Consider the following 26693-nt stretch of genomic DNA (forward strand, 5'->3'; position numbering starts at 1 on the left):
ACGGATGCAACCGCAGGAGCGGGCGGGCGCGAAAACTCTACTGACGACGTCGCCGATCACCGTAACGTTCGAAGGAGCAGTGCGCATGCTGACGTTGACCCGCGAGACCGGCAGCGTTCGGGACGACACGCGGGAGCCGTTCGATCGTCGCCTTTCCAGCCTGTTCGACCACGCCCTGCACGAGCTGCTCCGGCGCGAGCTGGGCCGGTTGTCCTTCCTGGGCGCCGACGACCGGGAGGTGCTGCGGCGGCACCTCGCCGACTTCGTCGCGCGCGGCGGCAGGCGGCTGCGGCCGGCGTTCGTCTACTGGGGTCACCGGGCGTCCGGCGGCTCGCCCGACGACCTCGGGGCCGTGCTGGCGGCCGGCTGCTCGATAGAGCTCCTCCACGCGTGCGCGCTGATCCTCGACGACGTGATGGACGAGTCGCCCCTCCGGCGCGGCCGGACGACCGCCCACCTGGCGCTCGCCGAGCGTCACCGGGAGCTCGGCTGGGCCGGGTCGTCGCGGCGGTTCGGGGAGTCGGCCGCCATCCTGCTCGGCGTGCTCGCCTTCACCTGGGCCGATTCCGCGCTGCTGGCCGACCGCCGCAGGCTGGCCGACGCCCTGGAGGTCTTCACCCAGCTGCGCGTGGAGCTGGTCGCCGGGCAGTACCTCGACCTGACCTGCGCCGCGCGGGGCGGCGGCGACCGCCGGGAGGCGTCGCTGATCTCGACGTACAAATCGGGCAAATACACGGTGGAGCGGCCACTGCATCTCGGCCATGCCATCGCCGGAGGCGAGCCCGGGCTGCGCCGGGTCCTCAGCGCGTACGCGCTCCCGCTGGGCGAGGCGTTCCAGCTCCGCGACGACGTCCTCGGCGTCTTCGGCGACCCGGCGCGGACCGGCAAACCCGCCGGGGCCGACCTGCTCCAGGGCAAGCGGACCTACCTGCTGACGCTGGCGCGCGAGCGGGCGGACGGCCCGGGAGCGGCGCTGCTGGACGCGCTGCCGGGGACGGGCGAGGCGCGGCCGGACCGGCTGGCCGCGGCCCGCGACGTGATCGTCGCGACCGGCGCGCTGGAGGAGGTCGAGCGGCGCATCCGCGGCCTGACCGAGTGCGCGGGCGAGGCGCTGTCCGGGGCGGACATTCCCGCCGACGCCCGGGCGGCCCTGCTCGGCCTCGCCCGCCGCCTCACCCTGCCCCACCCCGCTTCCTCGCCCCACTCCACTTCCTCGTCCCACTCCGCTTCCTCGCCCGGCCCCGCTTCCCCGCCCAGTTCGGCGGCTTCGCCGGACTCCGCCGATCCCGCTGCCGGCAGGGCGGGCTGATGACCGCGGGCGGGCCGGTGGTGGTGATCGGCGCCGGGCTTGGCGGCCTGTCCGCCGCGATGCGCCTGGCCGGGGCGGGCCGCGAGGTGACGGTCGTGGAGGCCGCCGACGTGCCGGGCGGCTGCTGCGGCACGGCGACCCTGGGCTCACACCGCTTCGACACCGGTCCCTCGGTGCTGACCATGCCGGGGGTGCTGGCCGACACCTTCGCCGCCGCCGGGCAGGACATGGAGCGCTGGCTGCCGCTGCGCCGGCTCGACCCGTACTACCGGCTGACCTTCCACGACGGATCGCGGCTCGACGTGGTGGCGGGGGCCGACGCGATGGCCGAGCAGGTGCGGGCACTGTGCGGGCCCGAAGAGGCCCGGCGCTACCTGCGGTTCCGGCACCTGCTGGGAGAGATGTTCGAGGCCGAGTGGAGCGCGTTCATCGACCGGGACATGACCCGGCTGCGCACCCTGGCCCGGCCGTACGCGCTGGCGCGACTGGCCGCGCTCGGCGGCTTCCGCCGGCTCGACGGGCTCGTGCGGCGTCACCTCACCGACGAGCGGCTGATCAGGGCGCACACCTTCCAGGCGCTGTACGTCGGTCTGTCACCGCGCCGCGCCCTCGGCGTGTACGCGGTGATCGCCCACATGGACACGGTCGGCGGGGTCTACTTCCCCCGGGAGGGCGGCATGCACGCCGTCCCACGGGCCATGGCCGCCGCCGCGGAGAAGGCCGGGGCGGTCTTCCGCTACGGCGTGCGGGCCACGCGGATCGAGACCGACGGCGCGGGGGTCGTCGCGGTCCGCCTCGACACCGGCGAACGGCTCGCCGCCCGGCACGCCGTGATCGCCTGCGACCTGGTCCGCGCGCACGGCCGGCGGGGCGGCGACGGCCTGCTCCCGGAGGAGGCGGCCGATTGGCGGCTGCGCCGGCCCCGTTTCTCCCCCTCCTGCCTGGTGGCGCACTTCGCGCTCGACCGGCGCCCGGACGGCCAGGCCCATCACACGCTGCACTTCGGGCGGGAGTGGGAGACGACGTTCGCGGCGCTGGAGGCGGGCAGGCCGCAGCCGGACCCGAGCCTGCTGGTGACCTGTCCTCACAACCACGGGCCTCACAACCACGGGCCTCACGACCACGGGCCTCACAACCACGGGCCTCACGACCACGGGCGTGACGACCACGGGCCTCACGACCATGGGCAGGCCGTGCTCAGCGTGCTGGAACCCACCGCGAACACGCGGGGCGGCGCCGACTGGACCACCCTCACCCCCCGGCTCGTGGACCGCATGCTGAGCCGGCTCGCCGATCTCGGATACGGCGATCTGTCCGGCACTCCCCGGCTGGTGTTCGATCCCCCGGCCTGGCGGCGGCGCGGCCACTCGGCCGGCACGCCCTTCGCACTCGACGCCCGGTTCACCCAGACCGCGTGGTTCCGCCCGTCCGGCGCGGCCCGGCGCGTCCCCGGCCTCCACTTCGCCGGCATGTACACGGCTCCCGGGGTCGGGGTGCCGCCCGTCCTGATCTCCGGCCGCCTGGCCGCCGAACGCATCCTGGAGAGCGCCCCATGAGCACGCTGAGCACGCCGTCCCCGGCGCCGGCCGCGACGCTGACGGCCGGCTACGAGCGGTGCCGCAGGCTGCACGCAAGCTACGGCCGCTCGTACTACCTGGCCACCCGCCTGCTGCCCGCCTGGAAACGGCCGCACGTCCACGCGCTGTACGGCTTCGCCCGCTACGCCGACGAGATCGTCGACTCACTCGCGCTGACCGGCGACAGGGCCGCGGCGCTGGAACGCCTGTCCTCCCGGCTTGCCGCCGCGCTGGACGGCGACCGCGTCCACGATCCCGTGCTCCCCGCGTTCACGCACACGGTGCGGGCGTTCGGGATCGACCAGGCCGACGTGCGGGCGTTCCTCACGTCCATGCGCGCCGACCTCACCGTGGACCGGTACGCGACCTACGACGACCTGCTGGGCTACATGGAGGGGTCGGCCGCGGTCATCGGGACGATGATGCTGCCGGTGCTGGAGGCCCTGCCGGGCGAGGAGGCGCGGGCCCGCGAGCCCGCCCGCCAGCTCGGGCTGGCCTTCCAGCTCACGAACTTCATCCGCGACGTCCGCGAGGACCTGGCGCGGGGCCGCATCTACCTGCCGCTGTCGGACCTCGACAAGTTCGGCGTGACCGAGGCCGACCTGGCCGCGCCGTACGCCACTTCGGCGGTGCGGGAGCTGGTGGCCTACGAGTGCGACCGCGCCCGCGACCACTACCGGCGGGCCCGCGAGGGGATCGAGCTGCTCGCGCCGTCGTCGCGGCCGTGCATCAGGGCCGCGTACGAGCTGTACGGCGGCATCCTGGACGAGGTCGAGGCGGCCGGGCACGACGTGCTGGCGAGGCGGGCCAGGGTCGCCCGGCGGCGCAGGATCACGATCTTCGCCCGGCACCTGCTCGTCGCGCGGGCCGCCGCGCAGGCCGAGCGCCGCGGGGAGGTGGCCTGACGTGGATCCCGGACAGGACGCCGCCGATCTCCACCCCGCGGCGGGCGCCGGTCCGGTCCCGGGGCCGAGGATTCCCGCCCGCGAACCGGACGTGACGTCGCGGCCGGTCGTGGTGGACGCCATGGGCGGGGACCACGGGCCCGCCGAGATCGTGCGGGGGGCGGTCGCGGCGCGGCGGGAGCACGGCGTGCCGGTCGTCCTCGTCGGTCGGACCGGGGTCGTGCAGGAGGAACTGGCCCGGTGCGGGGCGGCGGGTGAGATCGACATCGAGCACGCCGCCGACGTCGTCCCGATGACCGAGCGGGGCGCGGGCGCGGTGCGCATGGTCTGCTCCAGCCTGGCCGTCGGCTTCGATCTCGTGCGGGACGGAGCGGCTGCGGCCTTCGTGTCGGCGGGCTCGACGGGAGCCGTGGTCACCTGTGCGGTCGACCGGCTCGGCACCGCGCCCGCCGTGCTGCGCCCCGCGCTGGCCGTGGCGCTGCCGACGACGGCGGGCGGCGCCACGGTGCTGGTCGACGCCGGCGCGACCGTGGACCCGACGCCCGAGATGATCGCCCAGTTCGCGCTGCTCGGGGCGTCGTACGCGCAGCTCGTGCTGGGCGTGGCCGACCCCCGCGTCGGGCTGCTGTCGATCGGCGCGGAGCCCGGCAAGGGCAACCGGCTGACCCGCCGGGCCGAGACCCTGCTGCGGGGCATGCCGCTGCGTTTCCACGGCAACGTCGAGGGCGGCGACGTGCTCACCGGGGCCGTCGACGTGGTCGTCACCGACGGCTTCACCGGCAACATCGTGCTGAAGAACGTGGAGGGGACCGTGCGCGCCACGGTCGCCCTCGCGGCGGCGGAGGGCGTGGCCGGGTCCGCCGAGCTCGGCCTGGTGGCGCGGCGCTATGCCCCCGAGACGCACGGCGGCGCGGCCCTGCTCGGGCTCACCCGCACCGTCGTCGTGGCGCACGGCTCCTCCCGGGCCGCGACCATCGCCAGGGCCTGCGTGGTGGCGCGCGACCTGGCCGAGGGCGAGGTCGTGGCCCGCCTCGGCGACCGGCTCGCCATCCGCCCCGGGCGGTGACCTCCCGCACGGCCGGGCCCGGCTCCGGCACACGGTCCGGCACACGGTCCGCCTCACGTGCTGCCTCACGGTCCGTCTCGCGGGGACGTCCTGGCGCCCCGCCGGACCGCCGCTCAGGGATCGGCCAGGGGGTCGGCCAGGAGATCGGCCAGGGGGTCGGCGCCGTCCCAGGTGCCTGCGCTCGCACAGGGGATGAACCGCGCGAACAGCTCCTCGGAGTACCAGTCGTGGGCGCGAACCCGTTCGACGACCTCGCGGTGCGCCCGCCCGGCGTAGGCGAACGCGCGTACGGCGGCGGCGTCGCGCCACAGGGAGAAGGTGGCCTGCCTGGCCACCGGCCACTCCCCCAGCCCGACGGAGGCGAGGCAGCCCTCCTGGGCCCGCAGCGACCGGTCGACGGCGGGTGTGGACCGGTAGAACGCCGCCAGCCGCGACGGCCGGATCGACGCCCGGGTCAGCACCGCCACCGGACCCCTGTGCGGCTCGCCGTCAGGACCTGCGGTCACGGGGGCGAACGGCTCGACGCCGTTCCAGCGTCCGCGCGAGGCGGTCGGCGCGAGCCGTACGTGCCAGGTCTCGGTCGCCTCGCGCCGCCACCGTGCCGGAATCGGCGAGCGCGACAGGAACTCCTCGAGCGCCCGCTCGTCCCGCCAGACGGCGAGCAGCGCCCAGCGGCGCAGGTCGGCGCCGAGGGTCGTCGACGGCCCCCGGCCCGTGCCGAGCAGCCGCCAGAACAGCAGCCCCCCGGTGCGGCGCAGCACCGGGCGGTCGAAGGCCATGTGACGCATCGCCCCCCGGCCGGCGTATCTCTGGAGGTGGAACGTGACGACGCTCCCGCCGCTCGTCCCCATGCTGGTGGCGCTCATCGGCGGCTACCTTCTCGGCTCGGTTCCGGTGGCGGTGCTGGTCGCGGGGCGGCGGGGCGTCGATCCCCGAGAGGTGGGCGACCGCAACCCCGGCTTCTGGAACGTGCGCGAACGGCTCGGCGGCCGGGTGGCCGTGCCGGTCTTCGCCGGGGACATGGCCAAGGGCGTGCTCGCCGGGCTGCTCGGGCTGCTCGCCGGGGGCGCGCACATGACCGGGCCGGGGGTGGTCGCCGGCCCGAGCGCGCCGGCCGCGTACCTGGCGGTGGCGGCCGCGATGATCGGGCACGCCTGGCCGGTCTTCGCCGGGTTCCGCGGCGGGCGGTCGGTGCTGACCTTCGCCGGCGGCATCGCGGTGATCTGCCCGCCCGCGTTCGTGCTCGCGCTCGCCGTCCTGGCGGTGACGTTCCTGCTCACGCGGTCGTTCGCGATCGGGGCCAGGGCCGGGGTCTTCGCGATCCCGCTGCTGCAACTGCCGTTCGCGCCGATCGGCCACGTCGCCGCGACCGGCGCGCTGATGTGCCTCATCGGGCTGCGTTTCGGTCAGGCGGCCCTGGCCGCGCGCCGCACGTGACGGCGTCGGCGCAGCCCGGACGGCCCAGGCCGTAGGCGCGGCTCCGCCAGATCCTGACGGGCCGCAGCGTCGCCTGCGTCAGCCGTACGGCCGTGGCCGGATCGAGCAGGAGCGACAGCATCACGCCCGCGCCCGGCCGGGTGTAGCTGCGCCGCAGCGCGGTGGCGAGCAGCACCCGTACGGCGAGCAGGGCCAGGTCGAGCCGGGTCGGCCGCCCGGCGGCCAGGCGGAGCGCAGGCAACGCGGCGGCGAGCCAGACGACGGCGAGATCGGCCGCCTGCCAGGCGGGGCGGGTGACGTCGCGCAGCGGCAGCGAACGCCCCCACTCCCGCCACACCTCGGCCGCCGACTCGTGCATGTCGACCTCCAGCAGGCCGCCCGCGTCGAGGAAGCCGACCCTCCAGCCGTCGGCGGCCAGGGCCCTGGCGAGGGCCACGTCGTCGGTCATGTGACCGCGCACGCGGGCGAAGCCGTCGGCCCGCCGCATCGCCTCCCGCCGGAAGGCCAGGCACTGGCCGTTGGCCACCACCCGGTGGGGCGGCGGCGGGGCCGGAGGCCCGATGGGGCCGAACCGGTAGACCAGCGTGGCGAGGAACGACGCGTGCAACGCCTGCTCGGCGAGGCCGTCGCAGACGAACCGCGGGCCCGCGCTGACCAGGTCGTGGTGCCCGAGTGCGGCGGCGAGCGCGCCGAACAGGCCGGGCCGGGGCCGGGTGTCGGCGTCCAGGGTGACCACGATCTCGCCGCGCGCCTCCCGCAGCCCCTGGTGCAGCGCCCACTGCTTGCCCACCCAGCCCTCCGGCAGCGGGCGTCCCCGCACCACCGTCGCCCCGCATCCGGCGGCGAGCCGCGCGGTGCCGTCCGAGGACTCGTCGTCCACCACGATCACCTCGGTGACGGCGGGATCGGCCAGCACCGCCCGCAGGCAGGGACCGAGCCGCCGCTCCTCGTCCCTGGCCGGAATGACCACAGAGATTTCCGGACTTCCCCCACCCTGTGTTCCGCCCCGGCCGATCCACGCCGCCGGGCCGCTGCTTTCGGGGGACCCGCCGACTCCGGGGGACTCACCGCCTCCGGCCCGGCCGCGGCCTTCGGGGGACGCGCCGGCGACGCCGTCCGGGGCCGCGCCACCACCGCCCCCCGTCGCCCCGTCACCGGTGCCGGGGGGCCTTTCCGGCGCGGGCGCGGTGAGCGGCGGCAGGCGCCGGCGACCGCGGGCGAGCCGCGCCAGCACGACGACGGCGGCGACGGCCTGGGCCGCGGCGAGCATCCGGGCGGCGGCCCCGCCCCGTGGCCGCCGCCCGGCCCTCCTGACCGCCGGCGCCGTCGTGGTCCTCCGCGCCGTCGTAGTCCCCCGGGCCGTCGTGGTCCCCTTGGCCGTCGTGGTCCTCCCGGCCGGGTCGGTCCCCCTGGCCGGCGTGGTCGCCATCACCGTCTCGCCCTCCCCGGGCGCGGCGCGGAACGGGGGAAGTCCCTGCGCACCAGCGCCGCCACGATCCGCCCGCCCATGGCCACCAGTGGCAGCCCGCCTCCCGGATGCGCGGACCCGCCGACGAGGTACAGCCCGCGCCGCGGCCCCCGGTTGCCGGGACGGCGGAACGGGGCGAGCGGGCCGCCGTACGCACCACCGTAAATCGCCCCGCCCCACGCGCCGTACCGGTCGCGCAGGTCGGCCGGGGTCAGCAGGTCGAGGAAGCGCAGCCGTCCCGACAGGTCGTGCCCCCGGCTCGCCAGCCGGTCGAGGACCAGCTCCGCGTACGCCTCGGGCGGCGTCGGCCAGCGCGCGGGGTCGCCGGCCGGGACGTTCACCAGCATGCTCCAGCTCTCCGCGCCGGCGGGAGCCTGGGTGTCGTCGGCCACCGCGGGGCAGCCGATGTAGACCGTGGGGTCCTCCGGCGGACGCCGCCGGTCGAAGATGTCGCCGAACTCGCGCCGGTAGTCGCCGGAGAACACGACCGAGTGATGCGGCAGGCCCTCGGTCCGCCCCTCCACGGCGGCGAGCATCAGGAAGGCGGACGACGACAGGCCCAGCCGCGCGATCCGCCGCAGCCGGGCGCGGTCGGGCAGGAGCCGTCCGTACAGGGCGGCCGCGTCGGCGTTGACGACCACGATGTCGGCCCCGACCACCTCACCGAGGGCCGTGCGGACACCGCGGACCCGCTCCCCGTCGGCGAGGATCTCGGTGATCTCGGTCTCCAGGCGGATCTCGACGCCCGCCTTGTCGAGCGACGCGGCCAGCGCGTCGGCGAGGCGGGGCAGCCCGCCCCGCACGTACCACCCGCCGTCGCCGTGCTCGATGGCGGGGACGCAGCCCAGGGCGGCGGGCGCCCGGTAGGGGTTCGACCCGGCGTAGGTGGCGTACCGGCCGACGTACTGGCGCAGGCGGGCGTCCCGGAAGAAGCGGCTCGCCAGACCGTGCAGGGTGCGGGCCGGCGCGACCGTGAGCAGGTCGCCCGGCCGGGGGCGTGGGAGATCGCCGCCCGGTTCCCCGCCCCCCGGTCGGCTCGCAGATCCGCCCACCGGTCCGTCCGCGGATCGGCCCGGTTCCCCGCCCGCCGGTCCGCCGGGCCGCTGCCCCCTCGGCCGGAACGGCGGCTCGACGACGGGCCCGGACGGCGGGCCCGCGAAGAAGGTGCGCGTGGAGGCGTCCAGACAGCGCTCGGCCCAGCGGTGGAAGGCCCGCCAGCCGCGTCCCTCGCCCGGCGCGAGCCGGTCCACCGCCTCCGCCGTACGCTCCGGGTCGCGGTAGGTGGACAGCGTCGAGCCGTCCGCGAAGCGATACCGGCACAGCTCGTCGAGTTCGAGCAGGTCGAGCGGCACGCCGAGGTCCAGGAAGAGGCCGGGCAGCGTGAGGAGCGAGGGTCCGATCGAGAACGTGAAGCCGTCCCGCCTGTGCTCGGCCAGCTTGCCGCCGAGCCGGGGCAGCCGCTCGTAGATCCGCACGTCGTGCCCGTCCCGCGCGAGCAGCAGGGCGGTCACCATGCCGCCGACGCCACCCCCGACCACGATCACCTCCGCCATGCGCGCCCCCAGGCGAGCAGGGCGAAGACGCCCATCGCGAGCCCTCCGGCGGAGGCCACGAGCGGATCGGGTGGCCGGAAGACCGCGGCGAAGCCGACGGTCTCCATCAGCGCCATGACCGTGTAGAGCGCGACGAGCCCGGTCGTCCCCGCCGCCTCGACGCCGATCACCGGCCGGTCGGCGGCGGGATGGCCCGTGACGCGGTCGATGATCGCCATGACCAGGAAGGAGACCAGCAGCCAGCCGGCGAAGTTGGTGAGCGGCACGCCGCGGTAGGGTCCGGGCTCCGCCCAGACCCACAGCCCGAGCCTGAGCATCTGCGGGTCGAGGAACAGGTCCCACGCGGTGAGCGCCAGGGCCCCGACGAGGATCGGCGTCAGCCGGCCGCGCGGCGCCACGCGGCGCGCGACGGCGTGGGCGGCCAGGCCCATGCCTCCCCACGCGAGGGCGACGATCAGAGGGACGCCGCCCGGCCGCGGCCACAGGACGTCGGTGTAGCGGTAGTCGCCGAAGGGCAGGCCCGTCCTGGTGCCGATCCACTCGGCGGCGTAACCGGCCGCCACCGCCGCCGCGAACGCGCCCGCCGCCCTGCGCGGGGTGTGCGCCACCGCCGCGAAGGCGAGTGCGCCCACCGCGAGCAGGACCACGACCGCGGCGGTGAGGCGAAGGTCCTGAGGCCGCAGCCCCGTCGCGATCTGGGCTGCCACCATCACCGCCAGCGCCGCCACACCGGCCGCGTTCAGCCACGCCCCCGCCGGGCGCGACCCGCGCCGCTCCGGTGGCGTGCCGTCAGCCTCGCCCGCCCTCCGCGCCGCGCTCTTCCGCGTGGTCTGCCACATCTCCACGTACGGTGATTCGAGCGCGTCCCCCCGATCGGATGCGCTCCGGCCCATGCGGGCGCGCCAGGCGGAGTTCGGCTACGCCGGCCGCCGGCACCGTCCCCGGCGCACCGGCCGGGTCGTCACCAGCGGTGGTGGACCTGCGGGCGGATCAGGTCGTCGTAGACCTGGCGGACCGCGTCGTGGGTCTCGGCCGGCAGAGGCGGGAACTGCGCCGCCGCGGCGTTGGCCTCGGCCTGCCCGGCATTGCGGGCTCCGGGGATCACGACGCTGACCCCGGGCTGGTCGATGATCCAGCGCAGCGCGAACTGCGCCAACGTCATGCCCTCCGGCACGAGACCGCGCAGCCGCTCGACCGCCTGGAGGCCCACGCCGTACTCGACGCCGGAGAAGGTCTCGCCGACGTCGAACGCCTCACCCTGGCGGTTGAAGTTGCGGTGGTCGTCCTCGGTGAAGACCGTCTGCGGGCCGTACTTGCCCGACAGCAGGCCGCTCGCCAGCGGGACCCGGGCGATGATGCCGACACCGGCCTTCTCCGCGGCGGGCAGGACCTCGTCCAGCGGCTTCAGCCGGAAGGCGTTGAGGATGATCTGCACGCTCGCCACGCCGGGACGCGCGATCGCGGTCAGCGCCTCGGCCACCGTCTCCACGCTCACGCCGTACGCCGCGACGCGGCCCTCGGCGACCAGCGTGTCGAGCGCGTCGAAGACCTCGTCGGTCTCGAAGACGGCGCTCGGCGGGCAGTGGAGCTGCACCAGGTCGAGCGTGTCGACGCCCAGGTTGGCGCGGGAACGGTCGGTCCAGGCGCGGAAGTTGTCCAGTGTGTAGGCGTCGGGCGTCTGCTGCACCCTGCGGCCCATCTTGGTGGCCACGGTCAGGCCGGGCCGCTCCTTGATCAGCTTCCCGATGATCTTCTCGCTGCGGCCGTCGCCGTACACGTCCGCCGTGTCGATGAGGGTGGTCCCGGCGTCGACGGCGGCGTTGAGCGTGGCCAACGCGTCGGCCTCGCTCACCTCGCCCCAGTCGGCCCCGAGCTGCCACGCTCCCAGCCCCACGACGCCGACCTGCCTGCCCGTCCTGCCCAACACGCGCTGTTCCATGAGGTCAGATCGTAGCGGGGCGGCTCAGGCGGAGGCCGCTCCACCCGCCAGATGGTCCAGGAACCAGTCGCGGGCGAGCCGCGCGACCGTCTCCAGCGCGCCCGGCTCCTCGAACAGGTGCGTGGCGCGGGGCACGATCTCCAGCCGGACCGGCGCGGTCATCGCCCGCATCGCCTCCCTGTTGAGGTCGAGGACGACGGGGTCGCGCTCCCCCACGATCAGCAGCGTCGGCTGGCGCACGGAGCCGAGCGCGCCCGCGGCGAGGTCGGGCCTGCCGCCCCTGGACACCACCGCCCTGACTCCGCCCGGCCGCGTCGCCGCGGCGACGAGCGCGGCGGCGGCGCCCGTGCTCGCACCGAACAGGCCGACGGGCAGCCCGCCGACGACCTCGTCCTCGGGCAGCCGGTCGGCCAGCGCCCCCACCCGGTCGGCGAGCAGGCCGATGTCGAAGCGCAGGTGGCCGGTGAGCGCGTCGACGCGCTCCTCCTCCACGGTGAGCAGGTCGGCCAGGACGGTGGCCAGTCCGGCCCGCTGCAGCTCCCTCGCGACGTACCGGTTGCGCGGGCTGTGCCGGCCGCTGCCGCTGCCGTGGGCGAACAGCACGGCCCCCCGGGCCTCCCTGGGGACCGCCACGTCGGCGTCGAGCACGACATCGCCGACCGGCATCCGCACGCTGAGTTCGACCTCGCTCATGACGTCCGCCCCCCTCGGCCGCGCCCGGCCCAGCGGCACAGGGACGATCAGGACGATGCTGCACATCCGGGACAGCGCTGGACAATCGAGGGCCGTACCCCTGGCCGGTCGAGGCAAACCGGGGACGTCGCGGCCTCCGCGTGCGGACCGGGCGGCGCCGGGAGCGATGCCGGAAGCGACGCCGGAAGCGACACGGGCACCGCGACGGTCAGGAGCGGCGTGAACGCAGCGCCTTGAGCACCCGCACGCCACCGTCCTGCCCGGCCTGCGCGCCGTCCACCAGGCGCCGGTATTCCTCCGACTCCATCGGGCACAGCGCGATGCGCCCGTCCTGGTCGAACAGCAGCCCCCAGCCGTGCTTCTTGGGCAGGGGCGAGGCCCGCAGGCAGGCCTGGGAACGGGAGAAGAACTCCTTCCTGAGCTCCGCGCGCCGTTCGGCGGTCAGGTCCGCCGGCAGGTCCTGGCGGCGCAGCCACGTCTCGAACAGCACGTCCTCCTGCGTCAGGCCGTACGGCGCGCCGGAGATCAGCTCGTACTGGAAGACGGCGACGGTAGGCCTGCCGCCCCGGCCCCCGGGCACCTCGGCGGCGGTCACCGGGCAGTCGTCGGCGACCGCGATGAGCGTCGAGTAGTAGTTCAGGTCCTCGGGCATGGCTCCACTATGCCCGAGGAGATCGGCGGCTCACGTCGCTCCGGGCGCACCAGCGGAAGGCCTGCCGAAGGCCGCGGACGGGCGCGTCTCCGGGACGAGACCCACCTCATCGGGCAGGCCGTTCACGTACACCTCGCCGCTGTCCTCCCGGGCCTCCAGGTCGACCCGCGCACCCGCGATCGGGAAGCCGGAGATGCGCAACTCCCCGAACCCCTTGGGCAGCACCGGCGCGATCCACACCTTGCCGTGCGGCACCCACGGGTCGACGCGGAGCAGGAGCCGCAGGAGCTGGATCGGCGTGGCCGAGGCCCAGGCCTGCGGCGAGCACGAGGTCGGGTACGGCACCGGCACGGGGAACTCCGCCCTGTCGAACCCGCAGAAGAGCTCGGGCAGCCGGTCGCCGAAGGTGCGGGCGGCGTCGAGCAGGCCGGTGGCGATGCGCTGGGCCTCCTCGACGAACCCGTAGCGCATGAGCCCGGACGCCACGAGCGCGCTGTCGTGCGGCCAGACGGACCCGTTGTGATAGCTCATCGGGTTGTACGCGCCCATGTCGGAGGCGAGGGTGCGGATGCCGAATCCGGAGAACATCCTGGGCGACAGCAGGTGCTCGGCCACGGCCGGGGCCTTGTCGCGGTTGACGATTCCGGACCACAGGCAGTGGCCCATGTTGGAGGCGAGCGCGTCGATCGGGCGGCCCTCGTGGTCAAGCCCGATGGCGAAGTAGCCGCGGTCGGGCAGCCAGAACCGTTCGTTGAACCGGGCGCGCAGCTCCGCGGCCCGTTCCCGGTAGCGCCGCTCGGTCTCGGTGTCGCGCGCCTCCTTGGCGAAGTAGTGGCGGGCGATGTAGGCCGCGTAGACATATCCCTGCACCTCGGCCAGGGCGATGGGCGGCCGGGCGATGGTGCCGTCGGCGAAGTTGATGCCGTCGAAGGAGTCCTTCCAGCCCTGGTTGAGCAGGCCCTGGTCGGTCTTCCGCTGGTACCACAGGAACCCGTCGCGCATGCCGTACCGCTCGATCCACTCCAGCGCGGCGTCCGCGTGCGGGAGCAGCCGCTCCACCGCCGCCCGGTGCAGGCCCCAGCGGCGCAGCTCGCCGAGGAGGATGACGAACAGCGGGCTGGCGTCGACCGAGCCGTAGTAGGCGTGCCCGTCGCCCGACGTGTCGTCCTGCCGGGCGCCGTAGCGCAGCTCGTGCATGATCTTGCCGGGCTCCTCCTCGGTCAACGGGTCGACCTTCACGCCCTGCAGAGTGGCCAGCCGGCCCAGCGTGCCGTGTGCCAGCTCGGGGTCGAGCGGCAGGGCCATCCAGGAGGTGAGCAGCGAGTCGCGGCCGAACAGCGTCATGAACCAGGGCGCCCCGGCCGCGACGGTGGGCGGCAGCTCGGGATGCTCGGGATCGAACAGCCGCAGCGCGCCGAGATCGTTCTGCGACTGGCGCAGAATCCCCGCCAGAGCGGTGTTGGTCGTCGTCACCTTGGGCAGGCGCTTGTCCCACTCGAACAGCTGGCCGGCCCGCCGGGCCAGCGCGGGCGACAGCTGCCTCTCGGTGTACCACGGCTCGGTCTCGATGCCGTCGATGATCGGGTTGGCCTGCACGCAGCCCTTCCACTCGCCGCGCGGCGGCACCACCACGCGGAAGACGAGCAGGCGCGGATTGACCATCGGCAGCACGGGGGTGCCGTCGGCCTTGGCGGCCACCCGCACCCCCCTGGCCTTGCTGACCGAGAACATGCGCAGCGACCGCTCGTCCGCCACGGTGGTCACGTCGGCCACCCAGTGCACTCGGTGGGTCTTCACCTCGAAGAGGTCGCACACGTCGGAGCCGATGTGCAGGGTCACCATGCAGCCGGCCGGCTCGTGGGACATGTTGCGGATGGTGACCTCCTCCGACAGCCCGCCGCCGACGTAGCGTTCGCGCACGACCAGCAGCGTGCTCTCCGCCTGCCCCGGCCGCGGCGCCGTACGGCCGACGAAGGTCGCGTGGAACGGCTCGCCCGCGAGGACCTGGAGCTCCTCGATCCGGCTGTCGTCGATGCGCAGCTCCCAGTGGGACAGCAGCCGGGTGTCGGCGTAGTAGATCCCGTGCGCCGACCCGGGCAGGACGTCGCCGTTGCGACCCGACACGCAGAACGATCCCCCGGCCACGAGTGTCATGGCGCCCCCGCCGATGGCGGTGGGCTGTCCCTCGAACGTCCACCCGCTCGTCATGCCGATCACCCCGGCCCCGGTCCCTGGTTCCGACGGTTGCCCTCATACCCGGAGGCCACGCGAATTTTCGCCTCATTTGTAGCCTTATGTCCCCAATGAGCGATCTCAAGGTCTTTACCGGGCTATGACCTGGCGTTTCCTACTCTTCCGGCATGCGCAGGTGGGTGAGCTCTGAGGGGCACGAGGTGGACCCCGTCGTCATCGAGGGCCGCGGCCTGCTGCGCGTACGGCACCTGGGCTACCACATCGGCTACTGCGCCTCCGTCGCGGAGGTGGCGGCCCACGTCGATCTCGCCGACCTGGTGGAGGTCGTCGACCTGCCTCACGCGTCCAGAGCCCGGAGACAAGGATGAGGGGTGAGCCGGACCGGCTCACCCCTCCCTCTGGCCGCCGCGTCGCCTCACCGCGGCGTGGACGCTCAGTCCTCCCAGCCCGGCATGTTCCACAAGTCGCCGGCGGCCGCCTTGGGCTGCGCCTTGACCTGGGTCTTGGGCTTGGCCTTGGCCTTGGCGGGCTTCGCCATGCCGGCGTTCGGCATCCCCCAGCCCGGGATCTCCCGCACCCAGGCGTCGGCGGCCTCGTCGTCGGTCTTCGCGCTCGACGGCTTACCCGCGAAGTCGTTGCCGGACATCTTGGTGTACGTCGGCTGGTTGGACGTGGGGTGAAGGAACACGTCCTGCGGCGAGCCCTGGCTGTTGTTCCTGCCGGTGGCGGGCATCGTGAACATGGAGCCCGGCTGCGATCCGTTCGCCTGGTTCCCGTTCATCGGCATGCCGGCCAGCGAGTTGCCTCCGGAGGGACCTCCGGCCGGCTGCGCGCCGGCCTGCCGGCCGCCCGCCGTGGCACCGCTGGGCGCCTGCCTGCCGGTCATCTGGCCCTTGGGGCTCTGGCCGTTCGCCCGGTCCTCGGCCTCGTCGTCCGCCGAGAGGTACGGGCCGACCTTCGCACCCTTGTCCAGGATGTCCAGGGCCTTGGAGGCGACGAAGTCAGGCTCCTCCGGGTTGTTCATCGCCATCGCGGCAATCTGCTTGCCGGGCGACATCGGCTCCTTGGCGGACATCGGAGCCGGGTCCGCGGGAGCGGGACCCGACAGAAGAGCAGCCGCGAGTACGGCAGTGCAAAGAGGCATGAGAATTTCCCCCGAAATCTTGCGGACGGTACAAGAACGAAGGTAAGCGCACGATGCCGGGCCATCACGGACCCGATGCTCAGTGTCCGGTCAAATAAGAGGATCAGCCGCTTCAGGACATAGACCCCCAGGTCACCCTCCGCTTCGCCCATCACGGGCTCGACCGCGCCACACGACACGGGCCACGCCTTCGACCAGTGGGCCGACGCGAGCGGGCGGACGGACTTCGCGTCCTGCCTTCGATCCGCCGTCAGGTCGCTCCGGGAGGCGGTGGCCCAGGACACGCGGCCATGACCGCCTCGGCGCGGCCGGGCGATCCGGGACGCGCCCGAGGCGGGGAAGAGGCGAAGAGGAGGCGGGAACGGCACGGGGGTGAGCCGCGAGCGGCTCACCCCCGTGCAGGCTGTGTCAGGGCGACGGCTGGTTACCTCGGCATGAGGACCTTGTCGACCGCGTAGACGGTCGCATTGCTCGTCGCGATGTTCCCGCAGGTCACAGTGGCGTCGTTGACCTTGAGGGTGGAGTCGGACCCCGAGACGGTGAGCTTGCGCCCCTCAAGGGAGGTCAGCTGGCCGTGCATGTCCGCCGGCGCCTTGCGTCCCTTGACCACGTGGTAGGCCAGCAGTCCCCTGAGCGACTTGCGGTTCGACATCAGCTGGTCGAGCTGGCTCTTCGGAATCTTGTTGAACGCCTCGTTCGTCGGCGCGAACACCGTGATGTCCTGGGCGGAGTTGAGCGTCTCGGCCAGACCGGCCTTCTTCACCACGCGCGCCAGCGTGGACAGCGACGGGATGTCGGAGAGCGCGGTGCCGACCGGCACCTTGGCCAGCTCGGCGGGGCTGCCCTTGCCCGAGGCGGGCAGCGAAGAGCAGCCCGCCCCGACGGGCGTCCCGGTGGCCGTCGGCGACGCGGACGCGGAGGGGGTCTCGCTCGCTGCCTCGCTGGGAGTCTCGCTGGCCATGTCGGTCGCGGTCTCGTTGGCCGCGACCGGGGCCGCGGGGCTGCCGCCGCCCTGGCTACCGCACGCCGCGGACATCGAAAGCGCCGCGGTCAGGGCGGCGAGGGCGAGCAGACGGGTATTCATGATCGTGTTTCCTTCGTCGTGGAAAGGTCGTGGAAAGGTCGTTGCCGGGTGGTGGGTCGGGTGCGTGATGAGACACGGAACGGGCGCACCGATCGGTCCTGGGACCGGACGCGGTGCCCGGCGTGCCACCCCGCACGACCGTCCGCGCTTCGCGACCCCTGTGGACGGCGACACCGGAAGAGCCCGCCACACCGGCGCAGGGCCGGTGTGGCGGGCCGTTCTGACGGGCCGGTCACACGGGCCTCTTCCATCAGGCCGTCAGGAGCGGGCTCACTGGTCGTGCGACCGCAGATGCTTGCGGGGCCGTGTGATCGTCTTCTGGCGCGCCGTCTTCGGCTGCGCCGCCTTCTGCTCCCCCCGCGGCAGCGGATAGGTCCTGGTCGACTGGATCCCCTGCACCGGACGGAAGGTGAACGGCTGCGGCGCCTGTCCAGACGAGCCGGAAGAGTAGACGGGCTGGATGAAGACGTCGCGTGTCTTGGGATCGATCACCGGGACGTACTTGGGCGCGGTGTTTCCCCCCACCGCCCGGTCGTCCGCGCTGCCTCCCGCCGTCGCGGCGGGCCGTGTGCCGTCCGCGCCCGGCCTGGTGGACGTGCCGGAGGCTTCGGGCCCGCTCGCGCCGGCCGGCGACCGCGGAGCGGCGGCGCTGTCGTCGCGCCCGCCGTCCATCCCGCTGGGAGCCATCCATGGCGGCGCCTGGGGGAGGGTGAACGGATATCCCCCGGCCTGCGGCGCCATGCCGGGCGGCGACGGGAGTTGCGGCCGGCCCGTGGACGGCTGCGCGGCGTTGTTGTTGTCCGTGGTTGCCCTCGTCCCGGGCGGGGCCGGGTCCGGCGGCACGGCGGCCGGCCCGGTGAACAGGGCGGCGGCCAGCACGGCTGTGCAGAGAGGCATGAGACTCCCCCGAGGTCATGGATGGTACGAGCACGACGGTAAGCGCCGCACCGGGGAGTGATCACGCATCCGACGACCAATGTCCGGTCAAGCATGGCGATCGGGCACTTCACCCGCAAAGATCCCGTCGCGCCCGCAAGCGGCCTCGGCACGCCCGCGGAGCGGGACGGAGCGGGACGGAGCGGGCCGGAGCGGAACGGACGGCGGGCCCCCCGGGCGGGAGGGCGCGCCGGGCTCAGTCGGGCAGCCTGACCTCGATCGGCACCACGATCGGCGGATGCAGGTGCGGATGCGGGATCGCCCGGCGCTTGAAGTAGTGCTCCAGTGCCTGCCGCAGCCGGTCGAGCGCCTCGTCGACCGTGTGCCCTTCGCAGGCCACCTCGACCTGGACGCACCGCGCGCAGTACATGCCACCGTCATCGGCGGTGACGGTCGCGGTCAGCCGTACGGTCCGTCCCATGCTCCCACCGTGCGCGGCAGCGGACCGGGGTAATCCCGGTGTCCGGGCAACAGTTGGGAGATTCGCGGTCCACCGGCTCCGGGCCGCATCCGCTTCGCACCGGATTTTGCCTGATAGGGAGGCATTTCGAGGTCCCTCCGCGAGGACGGCGGGTTTCCTCGGGTAGGGCCGCGCGCATGGGCAAGAGAGACAAGGACAAGAAGCAAGAGCCGTCGGTGGGCGACGAGGTCACCTGGAAGAGCCACGGCGGCGAGGCGGCCGGCAAGGTCGAGAAGAAGATCACCGAGCGTACGGAGGAGGCGGGCCGCACGGTGGCCGCCTCACCCGAGGACCCGCAGTTCCTCGTGCGCAGTGAGAAGAGCGGCGGGACGGCGGTGCACAAGCCGTCGGCGCTGCATCCGAAGGAGTGACGTGACCGCCGGCAGAGGGCAGACCGCCGCCGAGTTCGGCCAGGCGGTCAACATGTCCGCGGCCGAACTGGAGCGATGGCTGCGCGAGGAGCGGTCGAAGGAGGTCGGCGACAAGCCGGACGGCGGCGAGTCGACGGGTCACGAGTCCGGCCGGCACATCGTGGCCATTCTGCGCAAGCACCAGAGCGAACTGGACGACGAGGACTACGCCCACATGCGCAAGGTCGTCGGGTATGTCCACCGGCACCTGGCCCAGCGTCCCTCCGGGGACGTACGGGACACCCGCTGGCGGTACTCGCTGATGAACTGGGGCCACGACCCGCTGAAGTAGGGCGCTCGAAGGGACGGGTCCGCGGGCGCGCGCCGGGGGTCGCGCCCGCCGTGTCACCGTCTCCCACCGTCAGCTGAGCGTCTTCTTCCAGTGGAAGCCGCCGGGAAGGTTCACGGTGAGGGTGCGGCGCCCGTCCGCCGTCTTCGTGACGCGGAAGGCGCGTCCGCCGTAGCTGTGCCCGACGCCGCCGCGCGAGAGGTTGAGCCTGAACGGTCCCATCTTGATCGATTTTCGGTAGCTCCAGCCCATGGGTTCCTCCTTACTTTTCCGTGCCCTCGCGACTACCCCGGAAGACGATCAGCACACCAGCCGTCCGTTTACGACCGTGCTGCCGGGTATGGCCACCGACAAGCTTCTCGGCCGTCAGGAACGCGATCGGATCGCCGGCCGGGCGCCGGGGCTCACGGACCCGACCTCATCGGCGGGTCTCCACCTCCTCGCGGGGGACGCCCACCCGAGAGCGGAAGGAGCCGGCAATGGGACACGCCGGAGTGATGTTGAACACCTATCCCGCCGACCTCGGCGGCGTGGACAGGCAGGTGCTCGCCAACTGCATCGAGGCCTGCTTCGACTGCGCGCAGACCTGTACGGCCTGCGCCGACGCCTGCCTGAGCGAGCACGCGGTGGCGGAACTCGTGCGCTGCGTCCGCACCAACCTCGACTGCGCGGACATCTGCGCGACGACGGGCCGGGTGCTGTCGCGGCACACGGGCTACGACGCGAACCTGACGCGCGCCCAGCTTGAGGCGTGTGCGCAGGCGTGCCGCAGCTGCGGCGACGAGTGCGGCCTGCACGCCCACATGCACGAGCACTGCCGGGTCTGCGCCGAGGCGTGCCGTCGCTGCGCCCAGTCCTGCAACGAGCTGCTGGCCGCGCTCGGCTGAGCACACCCGCCCCGCGGCTTCTCACCCACGGCGACTCCCGCGGCGACTCCCGCGGCGACTCCTGCGGCGCGGCCTCGCCCGCCGTGCGTTCGCCCATGCGATGGCGTGGCCGCGGCGTGGACCGTGTAAAAACGGTTCCTATGGCAAAGGAAGCGGACGAGGAGCCGACCGGCGACGACCTGGAGGCCGTCACCGCCGCCGTGCTCACCGCCTCGCGTGTGCTCGTCGCGATATCCGCGCGGTCCCTGGCCGCCGCGGAGGACAGGGTCACCCTGCCGCAGTTCCGCATGCTGCTGGTGGTCGGACAGGGCGAGACCAAGCTGGTGACGCTGGCGGACAGGCTCGGCGTCAATCCGTCGACCGCCATGCGCATGGCGGGCCGCCTCGCCGTCGCCGGTCTGCTGAAGCGCGAGGTGAATCCGCAGAACCGGCGGGAGACGCTGCTGCGGCTGACCGACAACGGGCGGCGGATCGTGGAGGAGGTCACCGCCCGGCGCAAGGAGGAGATCGCCGCGATCCTCACGCGGATGCCGGCGTCCCGGCGGCAGGCCCTCATCACCGCCATGCGGGAGTTCAACGACGCGGCGGGCGAGCCGCCCGCCCGCATCGCCTTTCCGCTCGGCTGGCCCGGCCCCTCCGCCTGACCACCGCCCGAGGCGGCTTCCGCATCCTGCGTCCAGCTTCCGCACGCCGCATCCGGCTTCCGCACGCCGCATCCGGCTTCCGCACGCCGCGTTCAGCGGCCAGAGGCGGCTTCCGCAGCGAGGACCCGGCGGCCAGAGGCGGCTTCCGCAGCGTGGACCCGGCGGCCGGAGGCGGCGGAAGCCGCCGGGGACTCAGCAGCCGGAGGCGGCGCAGGCACCGGGGATGAGGCCGGGGGCTCCGTCGGCGCCCGACGGCACCTCACCCTGGTCCTGGCTGCCGCCGCCCTTCGAGGCGCCGCCCGTCTTGCCCGACGAGCCGGTCCCGGCCCGGCCCGTGCTCTTCCCACCGGAGGCGGAGCCGCCGCCCGAGGAGCCGGAGGCGGTGTCCGCGCCGCCCCCGCCGGGCGCCTGCGCTCCGCCGGAGCCGTCCCCGCCGGACCCGATGGCGCCCTGGTCCCCCGAACCCTGGTTCCCCGGGCCCTGGTCCTTCGCGCCCTGATCGGCCGAATCCTGATCCGCCGGGCCTTCCGCGTCCTGTCCGCCGTCTGCGGCGGAACCGGCGTCCTGGGCGGGGGCCGACTGCCCCGCGCCTGCCCCGGCGGGCGGGTCCGCGGGACCGGAGCCGCCGCGCAGCGCGAAGCCCGCTCCCCCGGCGGCCAGCACGGCCACCAGCGCCGCGGCGGCGATGACGACGGGCTTCCTGTTCTTGGTCGTGCGGGGCGGCTCCTCCTGGCTGGAGAGGATCTCCTGCCGGAACCGGTCATCCTGGCTCGTCTGTGACGGGACGCGCCCTTGCATGCGAGACAACTCCCAGCGGTCGTTTCGGGGGAAACCTCCACGGCTTCCGCGGGTGGCTGCCCACCTTAACGCCACGGATGACCGAATTTCACATAGACGACTAAACAATCATGAATGTCCCCGACCGCCGGACCTGCGGTGCCGCGACGAGCCGGCCGAGCACGCCCATGGACGTGGCTGCTCACCCGGCGCCAGGACGTGCGGGCAGTGCTCGGCGATCCCCGCTCAGAAGCGACGAAGAATCAGCGGCTGTGCGTCGAGGCGCTGTGGTAGTCGGTGTACGTGTAGGGGTTGTCGAGGATCTTCGTCTCGGGGATGTCGGGGTTCATCCCCTTCTGCCATGCCTCCTCGCCCAGCGTCGAGCGCAGGTACTCGACGGTCCGCTCCACCTCGCGACGCGCCGCGGCGAGGTCCACGCCCACCAGGCGGTGCTCGTGCTTCACCACGCGGCCGTTCACGAGGACCGTGTGCACGTCGCCGCGCTGCGCCTGGAACGCGACGTGCCCGTACGGGTTCAGCAGCGGGAACGACACGGGCGACGCGTCGTTCTTGATGAGCACGATGTCGGCCTTCCTGCCCGCTTCGATGCTGCCGAGGTCGTCGCCGCGGCCGATGGCGCGGGCGCCGCCGCGTGTCGCCCAGTCCACCACCTGGTCGGCCCGCAGGCTGCAGTGGGTGACCGTCTCGCCCTTGACGTGCGCCTCCATGTGCTCGCGGGAGCGGTCGGCGCCGAGGGTGGTGCGCATCGCCGAGAACAGGTCGCCGCTCCACCAGACGCTGGTGTCCATCGAGAGCGAGACCGGGATGTCGTGGGCGCGGATGGCCCAGGTGGGCGGGTAGCCCTGGCCCGCGCTCTGCTCGCTCTCGGTGGAGACCGAGATCGAGCCGCCGGTGGCGGCGATGCGGTGGTAGGAGTCCGCCGACAGCGAGGCGGCGTGGACGTAGACCGTCTCGGGCGTCATGAAGCCGTGCTCGTACATGAGGCGGATGCCGTCGTCGCTGGTCGCGCCCCACACGCCCGCGTGGGTCGTGACCGGGACGCCGAGGTCGCGGGCCACTTCGAAGGCCGGCTTCTCGGGGAAGGCGGGGTCGCCGGTGACGTCGAAGGCGATCTGGAAGCCCAGCATGTCGTCGCCCGTGATGCGGCGCCGGACGAAGTCGCGGAACTCCGGCGCGCCGGTCCACTCGGCCGGCGGCGCCTGGATGTTCCCGTAGGCCAGCACGAACCGGCCGGGCACCGCCTGCAGCGCGTCCACGGCCGCGTCGGCGTGGTCCACGGTCCGCAGCCCGTGCGACCAGTCCACCACCGTGGTGACGCCGGCGTCGATCGCCTCGATCGCGGCCAGCAGGTTGCCGGCGTGCACGTCCTCGGGCCGCCACAGCTTGCCGTACTCCAGGTAGTACCAGACGAAATACTGCGTCAGCGTCCAGTCGGCGCCGTAGCCGCGCATCGCCGTCTGCCACATGTGCCGGTGAGTGTCGATCATGCCGGGCATGACGATGCCGTCGGTGGCGTCGACGACCACGGCGCCGTCCGGCGCGGGCAGGTCCTGACCCACCTCGGCGATCCGGTCGCCGACGACGAGGACATCGGTGCGGGGCAGCACGCTGTGCGCGTCGTCCATCGGCAGCACCGTGCCGCCGCGCAGCAGGACGGGCCGGTCCGGCCCGAAATCGGTCGGCTCGTTCATCGTCGAACCCCTCACCTTCCACTGGCCGAGCGCGCCCAGCGATGACGAACACTTGTCCGCTATACGGTCAGCGCTGCTTCCGCTGTTACTTTCCCGAGCACCGCCCCCGCTGTCAACCATCGGTTTCCCGCGTCGTCCGGCGACAAAGAACCGGTCACGCATTTGACGAAGGAACCGCCTATGCCAGAATCGGCTCCACGGACTCATGTCCGTTGAGCGGACAGTGCTGTGACAGTCAAGGAAGGGGAGCCGGATGACAGACGACACCGCGCCCGAGCGGGGAGGCGGGCCGCTGTCCGGCGTGCTGGTGGCCGACTTCTCGCGGGTCCTGGCCGGGCCGTACGCCACGATGCTGCTGGCCGACATGGGCGCCGAGGTCGTCAAGGTCGAAGGCCCCAAGGGGGACGACACCCGCACCTGGATGCCGCCGGTGCGCGGCGACGTGTCGACGTACTACCTGGGGGTCAACCGGGGCAAGCGGTCGATCGCGCTCGACCTGCGGGACTCCGGCGACGCCCGGGTGGCCCGGGAGCTGGCCCGCCGCGCCGACGTGCTGGTGGAGAACTTCAAGCCGGGCGGGCTCGCCAAGTACGGCCTCGACTACGCCTCGGTCAGCGCGGCCAACCCCGGCGTGGTGTACGCCTCGATCAGCGGGTTCGGCTCCGGCGCGGGCCGGGACGTACCCGGCTACGACCTCATGGTGCAGGCCATGTCGGGGCTGATGAGCCTCACCGGCGACCCCGAGGGGCCGCCGTACCGCGCGGGGATCTCGGTCTTCGACGTCATGGCGGGCAACCACGCCGCCATCGGCGTCCTCGCCGCCCTGCGCCACCGCGACGCGACCGGGCAGGGCCAGCACGTCGAGGTCAACCTGCTGTCCTCGGCGCTGACCGGCCTGGTCAATCACAGCTCCGCGTACGTCGCCGGCGGCGTCGTCCCCTACCGCATGGGCAACGCCCACCCGAGCGTGTTCCCCTACGAGCCGCTGCCCACCGCCGACAACGACATCATCGTCGCGGCCGGCAACGACGGCCAGTTCCGCAAGCTGTGCGAGGTGCTCGGCATCCCGGAGATCGCCGACGACCCGCGCTTCGCGCGCAACGCCGACAGGACCGCGCGCCGCGAGGAACTGCGGCCCATCCTGGTCGGGCGGCTCGCCACGCGCGGAGCGCTGGAGTGGTTCGAACTGCTGGTCGCGGCCGGGGTGCCGTGCGGGCCGATCAACACCATCGACGGCGGGTTCGCCATGGCCGAGCGCTTCGGGCTCGACCCGGTCGTGGAGGTCGGCGAGGGCGACCGGGCGGTCCCGACCACCCGCCACCCGATCCGGTTCTCCGCGACCCCCGCCGCCTATCGGCTGCCGCCCCCGGAGCTGGACGAGCACGGGGACGAGCTGCGTAAGTGGCTGACTGAGGAGGAGGACGACGATGTCTGACCGGCCCGAGATGATCGAGCGGCCGTCGTACCCCACGGCGTTGGGGGCGTCCTCACTGAAGTCGATCACCCTGCTCGGCTCCGACCTCGCCGAGGACGTCATGGGGAAGGTCGGGTTCGGCGAGCTCGCGTTCTGGCTCGCCGCCCAGCGGCGGCCCACGCCGGGCGAGACCCGGGTGTTCGAGGCCGTGCTCGCCGCGCTGGCCGACCACGGGTTCACCCCGACCGCGATCGTCACCCGGCTGACGTACCTGTCGGCGCCCGACTCGATCCAGGGCGCGCTCGCGGCCGGACTGCTCGGCGGCGGCTCACGCTTCCTCGGCGTGACCGAGGACTGCGGCCGGTTCCTGCACGACGTGCTGGCGGCCCACGACGGGCCGCTGCCGTCGGACGACGCCGGCTGGGACGCCCTCGCCCTGGAGACCGTGCGGGCCAGGCGGCAGGCGCGGCGGTTCATCCCCGGCCTCGGCCACCACGTGCACAAGGAGGGCGACCCCCGCACTCCCCGGCTGCTGGAGATCGCCGCCGAGGAGAACCTGGTCGGGCCGCACCTGTCGCTGTTCGCCGCGATCGGCCGCGTGCATCCCGAGGTGCTGGGCAGGACCCTGCCGCTCAACGGCGCGGGCGTCTGCGGCGCTGCGCTCGCCGACCTCGGCCTGCCGCTCGAACTGCTGCGCGGCTTCGCCCTGCTCGCCCGTACGGCGGGCCTGATCGGGCAGCTCGCCGAGGAGCTGCGCCGCCCGGTGGCGAACGAGATCTTCCTGTCGGTGGACCTCAACAACCGGTCCGTCGACCCCGAGCCCTACGCCCCTGACGCCACTGGAGGTCCGCATGGCTGAACTGGTCGCGGTGATCGCGTCCACCCATCATCCGTTCTACTACCGCGCCAGCACGGCCACCGGCGAGGACCGCCCGCCGTTCGCCGACGAGTGGGTGCGCAAGGTCGAGGCGTTCCGGGAGACGCTGACGAAGGCACGGCCCGACGTGCTGGTCATGGTCGGCTCCGACCACTTCCACCAGCTCTGGCTCGACAACATGCCGCAGTTCCTCGTCGGCAAGGCGCCCTTCTACGACGCCAACTGGTACAACGAGGAGCGCGAGTTCGGCCTGCCCCGGATGCTCTTCACCGGCCAGGAGGACCTGTCGGCGTACATCCTGCGGGAGGGCCTGGACGCGGGCTTCGACCTGGCCTTCTCCAACGAGCTGCGGATCGACCACTCGATCACGTGCCCGATCATCACGCTGCGGCCGCAGAACGACCTGCCGATCGTGCCGATCTACACCAACATCTTCGCGCCGCCGCTGCCGCGGCCGAAGCGGTTCGTGCAGCTCGGCCGTACGATCCGGGAGCTGGTGGAGTCGTGGCCGGCGGACAAGCGGGTGGCGGTGATCGGCACCGGGCACCTGTCGCTGGAGCTCGGCGGGCCGCGCCAGTTCGGCCCGCACGGGCCCGACCCCGAGTTCGACCGCAGGGCGGTCGAGTGGATCTCCTCCGGCGACATCGAGGGCTGCCTGTCGGAGGTCACCCTCGACAGCCTCCACCTGCCCGGCAACGCCACCCACGGCTTCATGGACTTCATGCTGATGATGGGCGTGGCCGGCGAGGGCGCCAAGGCCGACTACGTCGACACCTACGACCTGTTCCACACCATGGAGGCCTACTTCACCTGGTACCCCAACGGAGGCGTGGCGTGAGCAAGTACCTGCTGAACAAGTTCCTGTTCACCGTCGACCGCGATCCGGAACTGGTCGAGCGCTACCGCGAGGACCCCCGGGGCACGGTGGAGTGGTGGGAGGCCGAGCAGGCCAACCGGCTGCTGAGCTGTCACGGCGGGGAGGCGTCGACCTGGCTGCGCTTCGAGGACGCCGAGCGCGAGGCCCTGGCCGCCCACGACTACCCCCGGCTGTTCGAGCTGGGCGCGCACCCGTTCCTCACACTCACGTTGTTCATCGCGATGTTCGAGCGCGACCACGAGCCGCTGGGCTTCCAGACCGAGTACGCCCGGCGGCTGGCCCACATGACGTTGCCGTACCCCGACATCGCGACCTGATCGGACGGACCTGCCCGCCGCCGAGACGGGCCGGGCGGCGAGGCGCCGGGCACGCCGTGCGGGGCGGGCCCGG

At 73.5% G+C, this 26693-nt stretch carries 29 protein-coding genes; 14 read left to right on the top strand and 15 right to left on the bottom strand.

Going from position 1 to position 26693, the window contains the following annotated elements:
* Positions 1–85: 85 nt before the first annotated feature.
* The 4 genes from BXA11_RS05500 to plsX are packed head-to-tail and all read left to right on the top strand — an operon-like array spanning position 86 to position 4857.
* Positions 86–1309, top strand: coding sequence for a polyprenyl synthetase family protein (locus BXA11_RS05500; RefSeq protein WP_076433275.1), 1224 nt, complete (start codon positions 86–88; stop codon positions 1307–1309).
* A complete protein-coding gene (locus BXA11_RS05505; RefSeq protein ID WP_076433277.1) occupies positions 1309–2865 on the top strand; it encodes a phytoene desaturase family protein in 1557 nt (518 codons plus the stop codon). Before BXA11_RS05500 ends, BXA11_RS05505 begins: the two co-directional genes overlap by 1 nt.
* Complete coding sequence (locus tag BXA11_RS05510; RefSeq protein WP_076433279.1) at positions 2862–3791, top strand: phytoene/squalene synthase family protein; 930 nt, start codon at positions 2862–2864, stop codon at positions 3789–3791. The genes BXA11_RS05505 and BXA11_RS05510 overlap by 4 nt, the downstream gene beginning before the upstream one ends.
* Before the next feature lies 1 nt (position 3792).
* Entirely contained in the window at positions 3793–4857 is a 1065-nt protein-coding gene (plsX, locus tag BXA11_RS05515; protein ID WP_373320541.1) for a phosphate acyltransferase PlsX, read from the top strand.
* A gap of 113 nt (positions 4858–4970) precedes the next feature.
* Here plsX and BXA11_RS05520 read toward each other — a convergent pair whose 3' ends face one another.
* Entirely contained in the window at positions 4971–5723 is a 753-nt protein-coding gene (locus BXA11_RS05520; protein WP_239104893.1) for a spheroidene monooxygenase, read from the bottom strand.
* Here BXA11_RS05520 and BXA11_RS05525 point away from each other — a divergent pair.
* Positions 5680–6294 carry a glycerol-3-phosphate acyltransferase gene (locus tag BXA11_RS05525; protein ID WP_239104894.1) on the top strand — a complete coding sequence of 205 codons (615 nt, stop codon included), beginning with the start codon at positions 5680–5682 and terminating at the stop codon, positions 6292–6294. The genes BXA11_RS05520 and BXA11_RS05525 overlap by 44 nt on opposite strands.
* Here the strand turns inward: BXA11_RS05525 and BXA11_RS05530 are convergent.
* The 7 genes from BXA11_RS05530 to BXA11_RS05560 form a co-directional block, all read right to left on the bottom strand.
* A complete protein-coding gene (locus tag BXA11_RS05530; protein WP_239104895.1) occupies positions 6245–7723 on the bottom strand; it encodes a glycosyltransferase family 2 protein in 1479 nt (492 codons plus the stop codon). The genes BXA11_RS05525 and BXA11_RS05530 overlap by 50 nt on opposite strands.
* Complete coding sequence (locus BXA11_RS05535) at positions 7723–9315, bottom strand: phytoene desaturase family protein (protein WP_076433283.1); 1593 nt, start codon at positions 9313–9315, stop codon at positions 7723–7725. Before BXA11_RS05535 ends, BXA11_RS05530 begins: the two co-directional genes overlap by 1 nt.
* On the bottom strand, positions 9303–10154 hold the full coding sequence (locus BXA11_RS05540; protein ID WP_083744030.1) for a carotenoid biosynthesis protein: 852 nt from the start codon (positions 10152–10154) through the stop codon (positions 9303–9305). The genes BXA11_RS05535 and BXA11_RS05540 overlap by 13 nt, the downstream gene beginning before the upstream one ends.
* Before the next feature lie 122 nt (positions 10155–10276).
* Positions 10277–11254, bottom strand: a complete 978-nt coding sequence (locus BXA11_RS05545; RefSeq protein WP_076433285.1) for an aldo/keto reductase — start codon at positions 11252–11254, stop codon at positions 10277–10279.
* A gap of 24 nt (positions 11255–11278) precedes the next feature.
* The gene (locus BXA11_RS05550) at positions 11279–11947 is read right to left on the bottom strand and encodes a dienelactone hydrolase family protein (RefSeq protein ID WP_076433795.1); all 669 of its coding nucleotides are present in this window, start codon (positions 11945–11947) and stop codon (positions 11279–11281) included.
* A gap of 208 nt (positions 11948–12155) precedes the next feature.
* Positions 12156–12599, bottom strand: a complete 444-nt coding sequence (locus tag BXA11_RS05555) for a DUF6157 family protein (protein ID WP_076433288.1) — start codon at positions 12597–12599, stop codon at positions 12156–12158.
* A 30-nt stretch (positions 12600–12629) separates the two neighbouring features.
* Complete coding sequence (locus BXA11_RS05560) at positions 12630–14807, bottom strand: amylo-alpha-1,6-glucosidase (protein WP_076433797.1); 2178 nt, start codon at positions 14805–14807, stop codon at positions 12630–12632.
* 152 nt (positions 14808–14959) lie between these two features.
* Between BXA11_RS05560 and BXA11_RS05565 the strand changes: the two genes are divergently transcribed.
* Positions 14960–15160 carry a hypothetical protein gene (locus BXA11_RS05565; RefSeq protein WP_076433290.1) on the top strand — a complete coding sequence of 67 codons (201 nt, stop codon included), beginning with the start codon at positions 14960–14962 and terminating at the stop codon, positions 15158–15160.
* 65 nt (positions 15161–15225) lie between these two features.
* Here the strand turns inward: BXA11_RS05565 and BXA11_RS05570 are convergent, their stop codons facing one another.
* From BXA11_RS05570 to BXA11_RS05585, 4 genes are all read right to left on the bottom strand, one after another.
* Positions 15226–15867 (bottom strand): hypothetical protein, encoded by a 642-nt coding sequence (locus tag BXA11_RS05570; protein ID WP_076433293.1) that lies wholly within the window; start codon positions 15865–15867, stop codon positions 15226–15228.
* 493 nt (positions 15868–16360) lie between these two features.
* Positions 16361–17020: a fasciclin domain-containing protein gene (locus tag BXA11_RS05575; RefSeq protein ID WP_076433295.1), complete on the bottom strand. Its 660-nt coding sequence runs from the start codon at positions 17018–17020 to the stop codon at positions 16361–16363.
* A gap of 270 nt (positions 17021–17290) precedes the next feature.
* On the bottom strand, positions 17291–17917 hold the full coding sequence (locus BXA11_RS05580; protein WP_143734100.1) for a hypothetical protein: 627 nt from the start codon (positions 17915–17917) through the stop codon (positions 17291–17293).
* Positions 17918–18152: 235 nt separating this feature from the next.
* Positions 18153–18377 (bottom strand): type II toxin-antitoxin system HicB family antitoxin, encoded by a 225-nt coding sequence (locus tag BXA11_RS05585; RefSeq protein WP_083743982.1) that lies wholly within the window; start codon positions 18375–18377, stop codon positions 18153–18155.
* Between the two features lie 176 nt (positions 18378–18553).
* Between BXA11_RS05585 and BXA11_RS05590 the strand changes: the two genes are divergently transcribed.
* Complete coding sequence (locus BXA11_RS05590) at positions 18554–18787, top strand: hypervirulence associated TUDOR domain-containing protein (protein WP_030505003.1); 234 nt, start codon at positions 18554–18556, stop codon at positions 18785–18787.
* A 1-nt stretch (position 18788) separates the two neighbouring features.
* Positions 18789–19118: a DUF3140 domain-containing protein gene (locus BXA11_RS05595; RefSeq protein ID WP_076433303.1), complete on the top strand. Its 330-nt coding sequence runs from the start codon at positions 18789–18791 to the stop codon at positions 19116–19118.
* A gap of 69 nt (positions 19119–19187) precedes the next feature.
* Here the strand turns inward: BXA11_RS05595 and BXA11_RS05600 are convergent, their stop codons facing one another.
* Complete coding sequence (locus tag BXA11_RS05600) at positions 19188–19367, bottom strand: DUF4236 domain-containing protein (RefSeq protein ID WP_030505005.1); 180 nt, start codon at positions 19365–19367, stop codon at positions 19188–19190.
* A 227-nt stretch (positions 19368–19594) separates the two neighbouring features.
* Here BXA11_RS05600 and BXA11_RS05605 point away from each other — a divergent pair, with 227 nt between their 5' ends.
* Complete coding sequence (locus tag BXA11_RS05605) at positions 19595–20002, top strand: four-helix bundle copper-binding protein (RefSeq protein WP_076433306.1); 408 nt, start codon at positions 19595–19597, stop codon at positions 20000–20002.
* Between the two features lie 140 nt (positions 20003–20142).
* Complete coding sequence (locus tag BXA11_RS05610; protein ID WP_030505007.1) at positions 20143–20646, top strand: MarR family winged helix-turn-helix transcriptional regulator; 504 nt, start codon at positions 20143–20145, stop codon at positions 20644–20646.
* A 192-nt stretch (positions 20647–20838) separates the two neighbouring features.
* Here the strand turns inward: BXA11_RS05610 and BXA11_RS05615 are convergent, their stop codons facing one another.
* On the bottom strand, positions 20839–21444 hold the full coding sequence (locus BXA11_RS05615; RefSeq protein WP_076433308.1) for a hypothetical protein: 606 nt from the start codon (positions 21442–21444) through the stop codon (positions 20839–20841).
* A 242-nt stretch (positions 21445–21686) separates the two neighbouring features.
* Positions 21687–23135: an amidohydrolase family protein gene (locus tag BXA11_RS05620; protein ID WP_030505009.1), complete on the bottom strand. Its 1449-nt coding sequence runs from the start codon at positions 23133–23135 to the stop codon at positions 21687–21689.
* A 253-nt stretch (positions 23136–23388) separates the two neighbouring features.
* On the opposite strand from BXA11_RS05620, the gene BXA11_RS05625 reads away from it, so the two are divergent.
* The 4 genes from BXA11_RS05625 to BXA11_RS05640 are packed head-to-tail and all read left to right on the top strand — an operon-like array spanning position 23389 to position 26620.
* Positions 23389–24570: a CaiB/BaiF CoA transferase family protein gene (locus BXA11_RS05625; protein ID WP_030505010.1), complete on the top strand. Its 1182-nt coding sequence runs from the start codon at positions 23389–23391 to the stop codon at positions 24568–24570.
* Positions 24563–25408, top strand: coding sequence for a citryl-CoA lyase (locus BXA11_RS05630; protein WP_030505011.1), 846 nt, complete (start codon positions 24563–24565; stop codon positions 25406–25408). The genes BXA11_RS05625 and BXA11_RS05630 overlap by 8 nt, the downstream gene beginning before the upstream one ends.
* Positions 25401–26264: a DODA-type extradiol aromatic ring-opening family dioxygenase gene (locus BXA11_RS05635; RefSeq protein ID WP_076433310.1), complete on the top strand. Its 864-nt coding sequence runs from the start codon at positions 25401–25403 to the stop codon at positions 26262–26264. Before BXA11_RS05630 ends, BXA11_RS05635 begins: the two co-directional genes overlap by 8 nt.
* Entirely contained in the window at positions 26261–26620 is a 360-nt protein-coding gene (locus BXA11_RS05640) for a hypothetical protein (protein ID WP_076433312.1), read from the top strand. The genes BXA11_RS05635 and BXA11_RS05640 overlap by 4 nt, the downstream gene beginning before the upstream one ends.
* Positions 26621–26693 lie beyond the last annotated feature (73 nt).

The organism is Microbispora rosea (genome assembly GCF_900156315.1).
Classification (GTDB): domain Bacteria; phylum Actinomycetota; class Actinomycetes; order Streptosporangiales; family Streptosporangiaceae; genus Microbispora; species Microbispora rosea.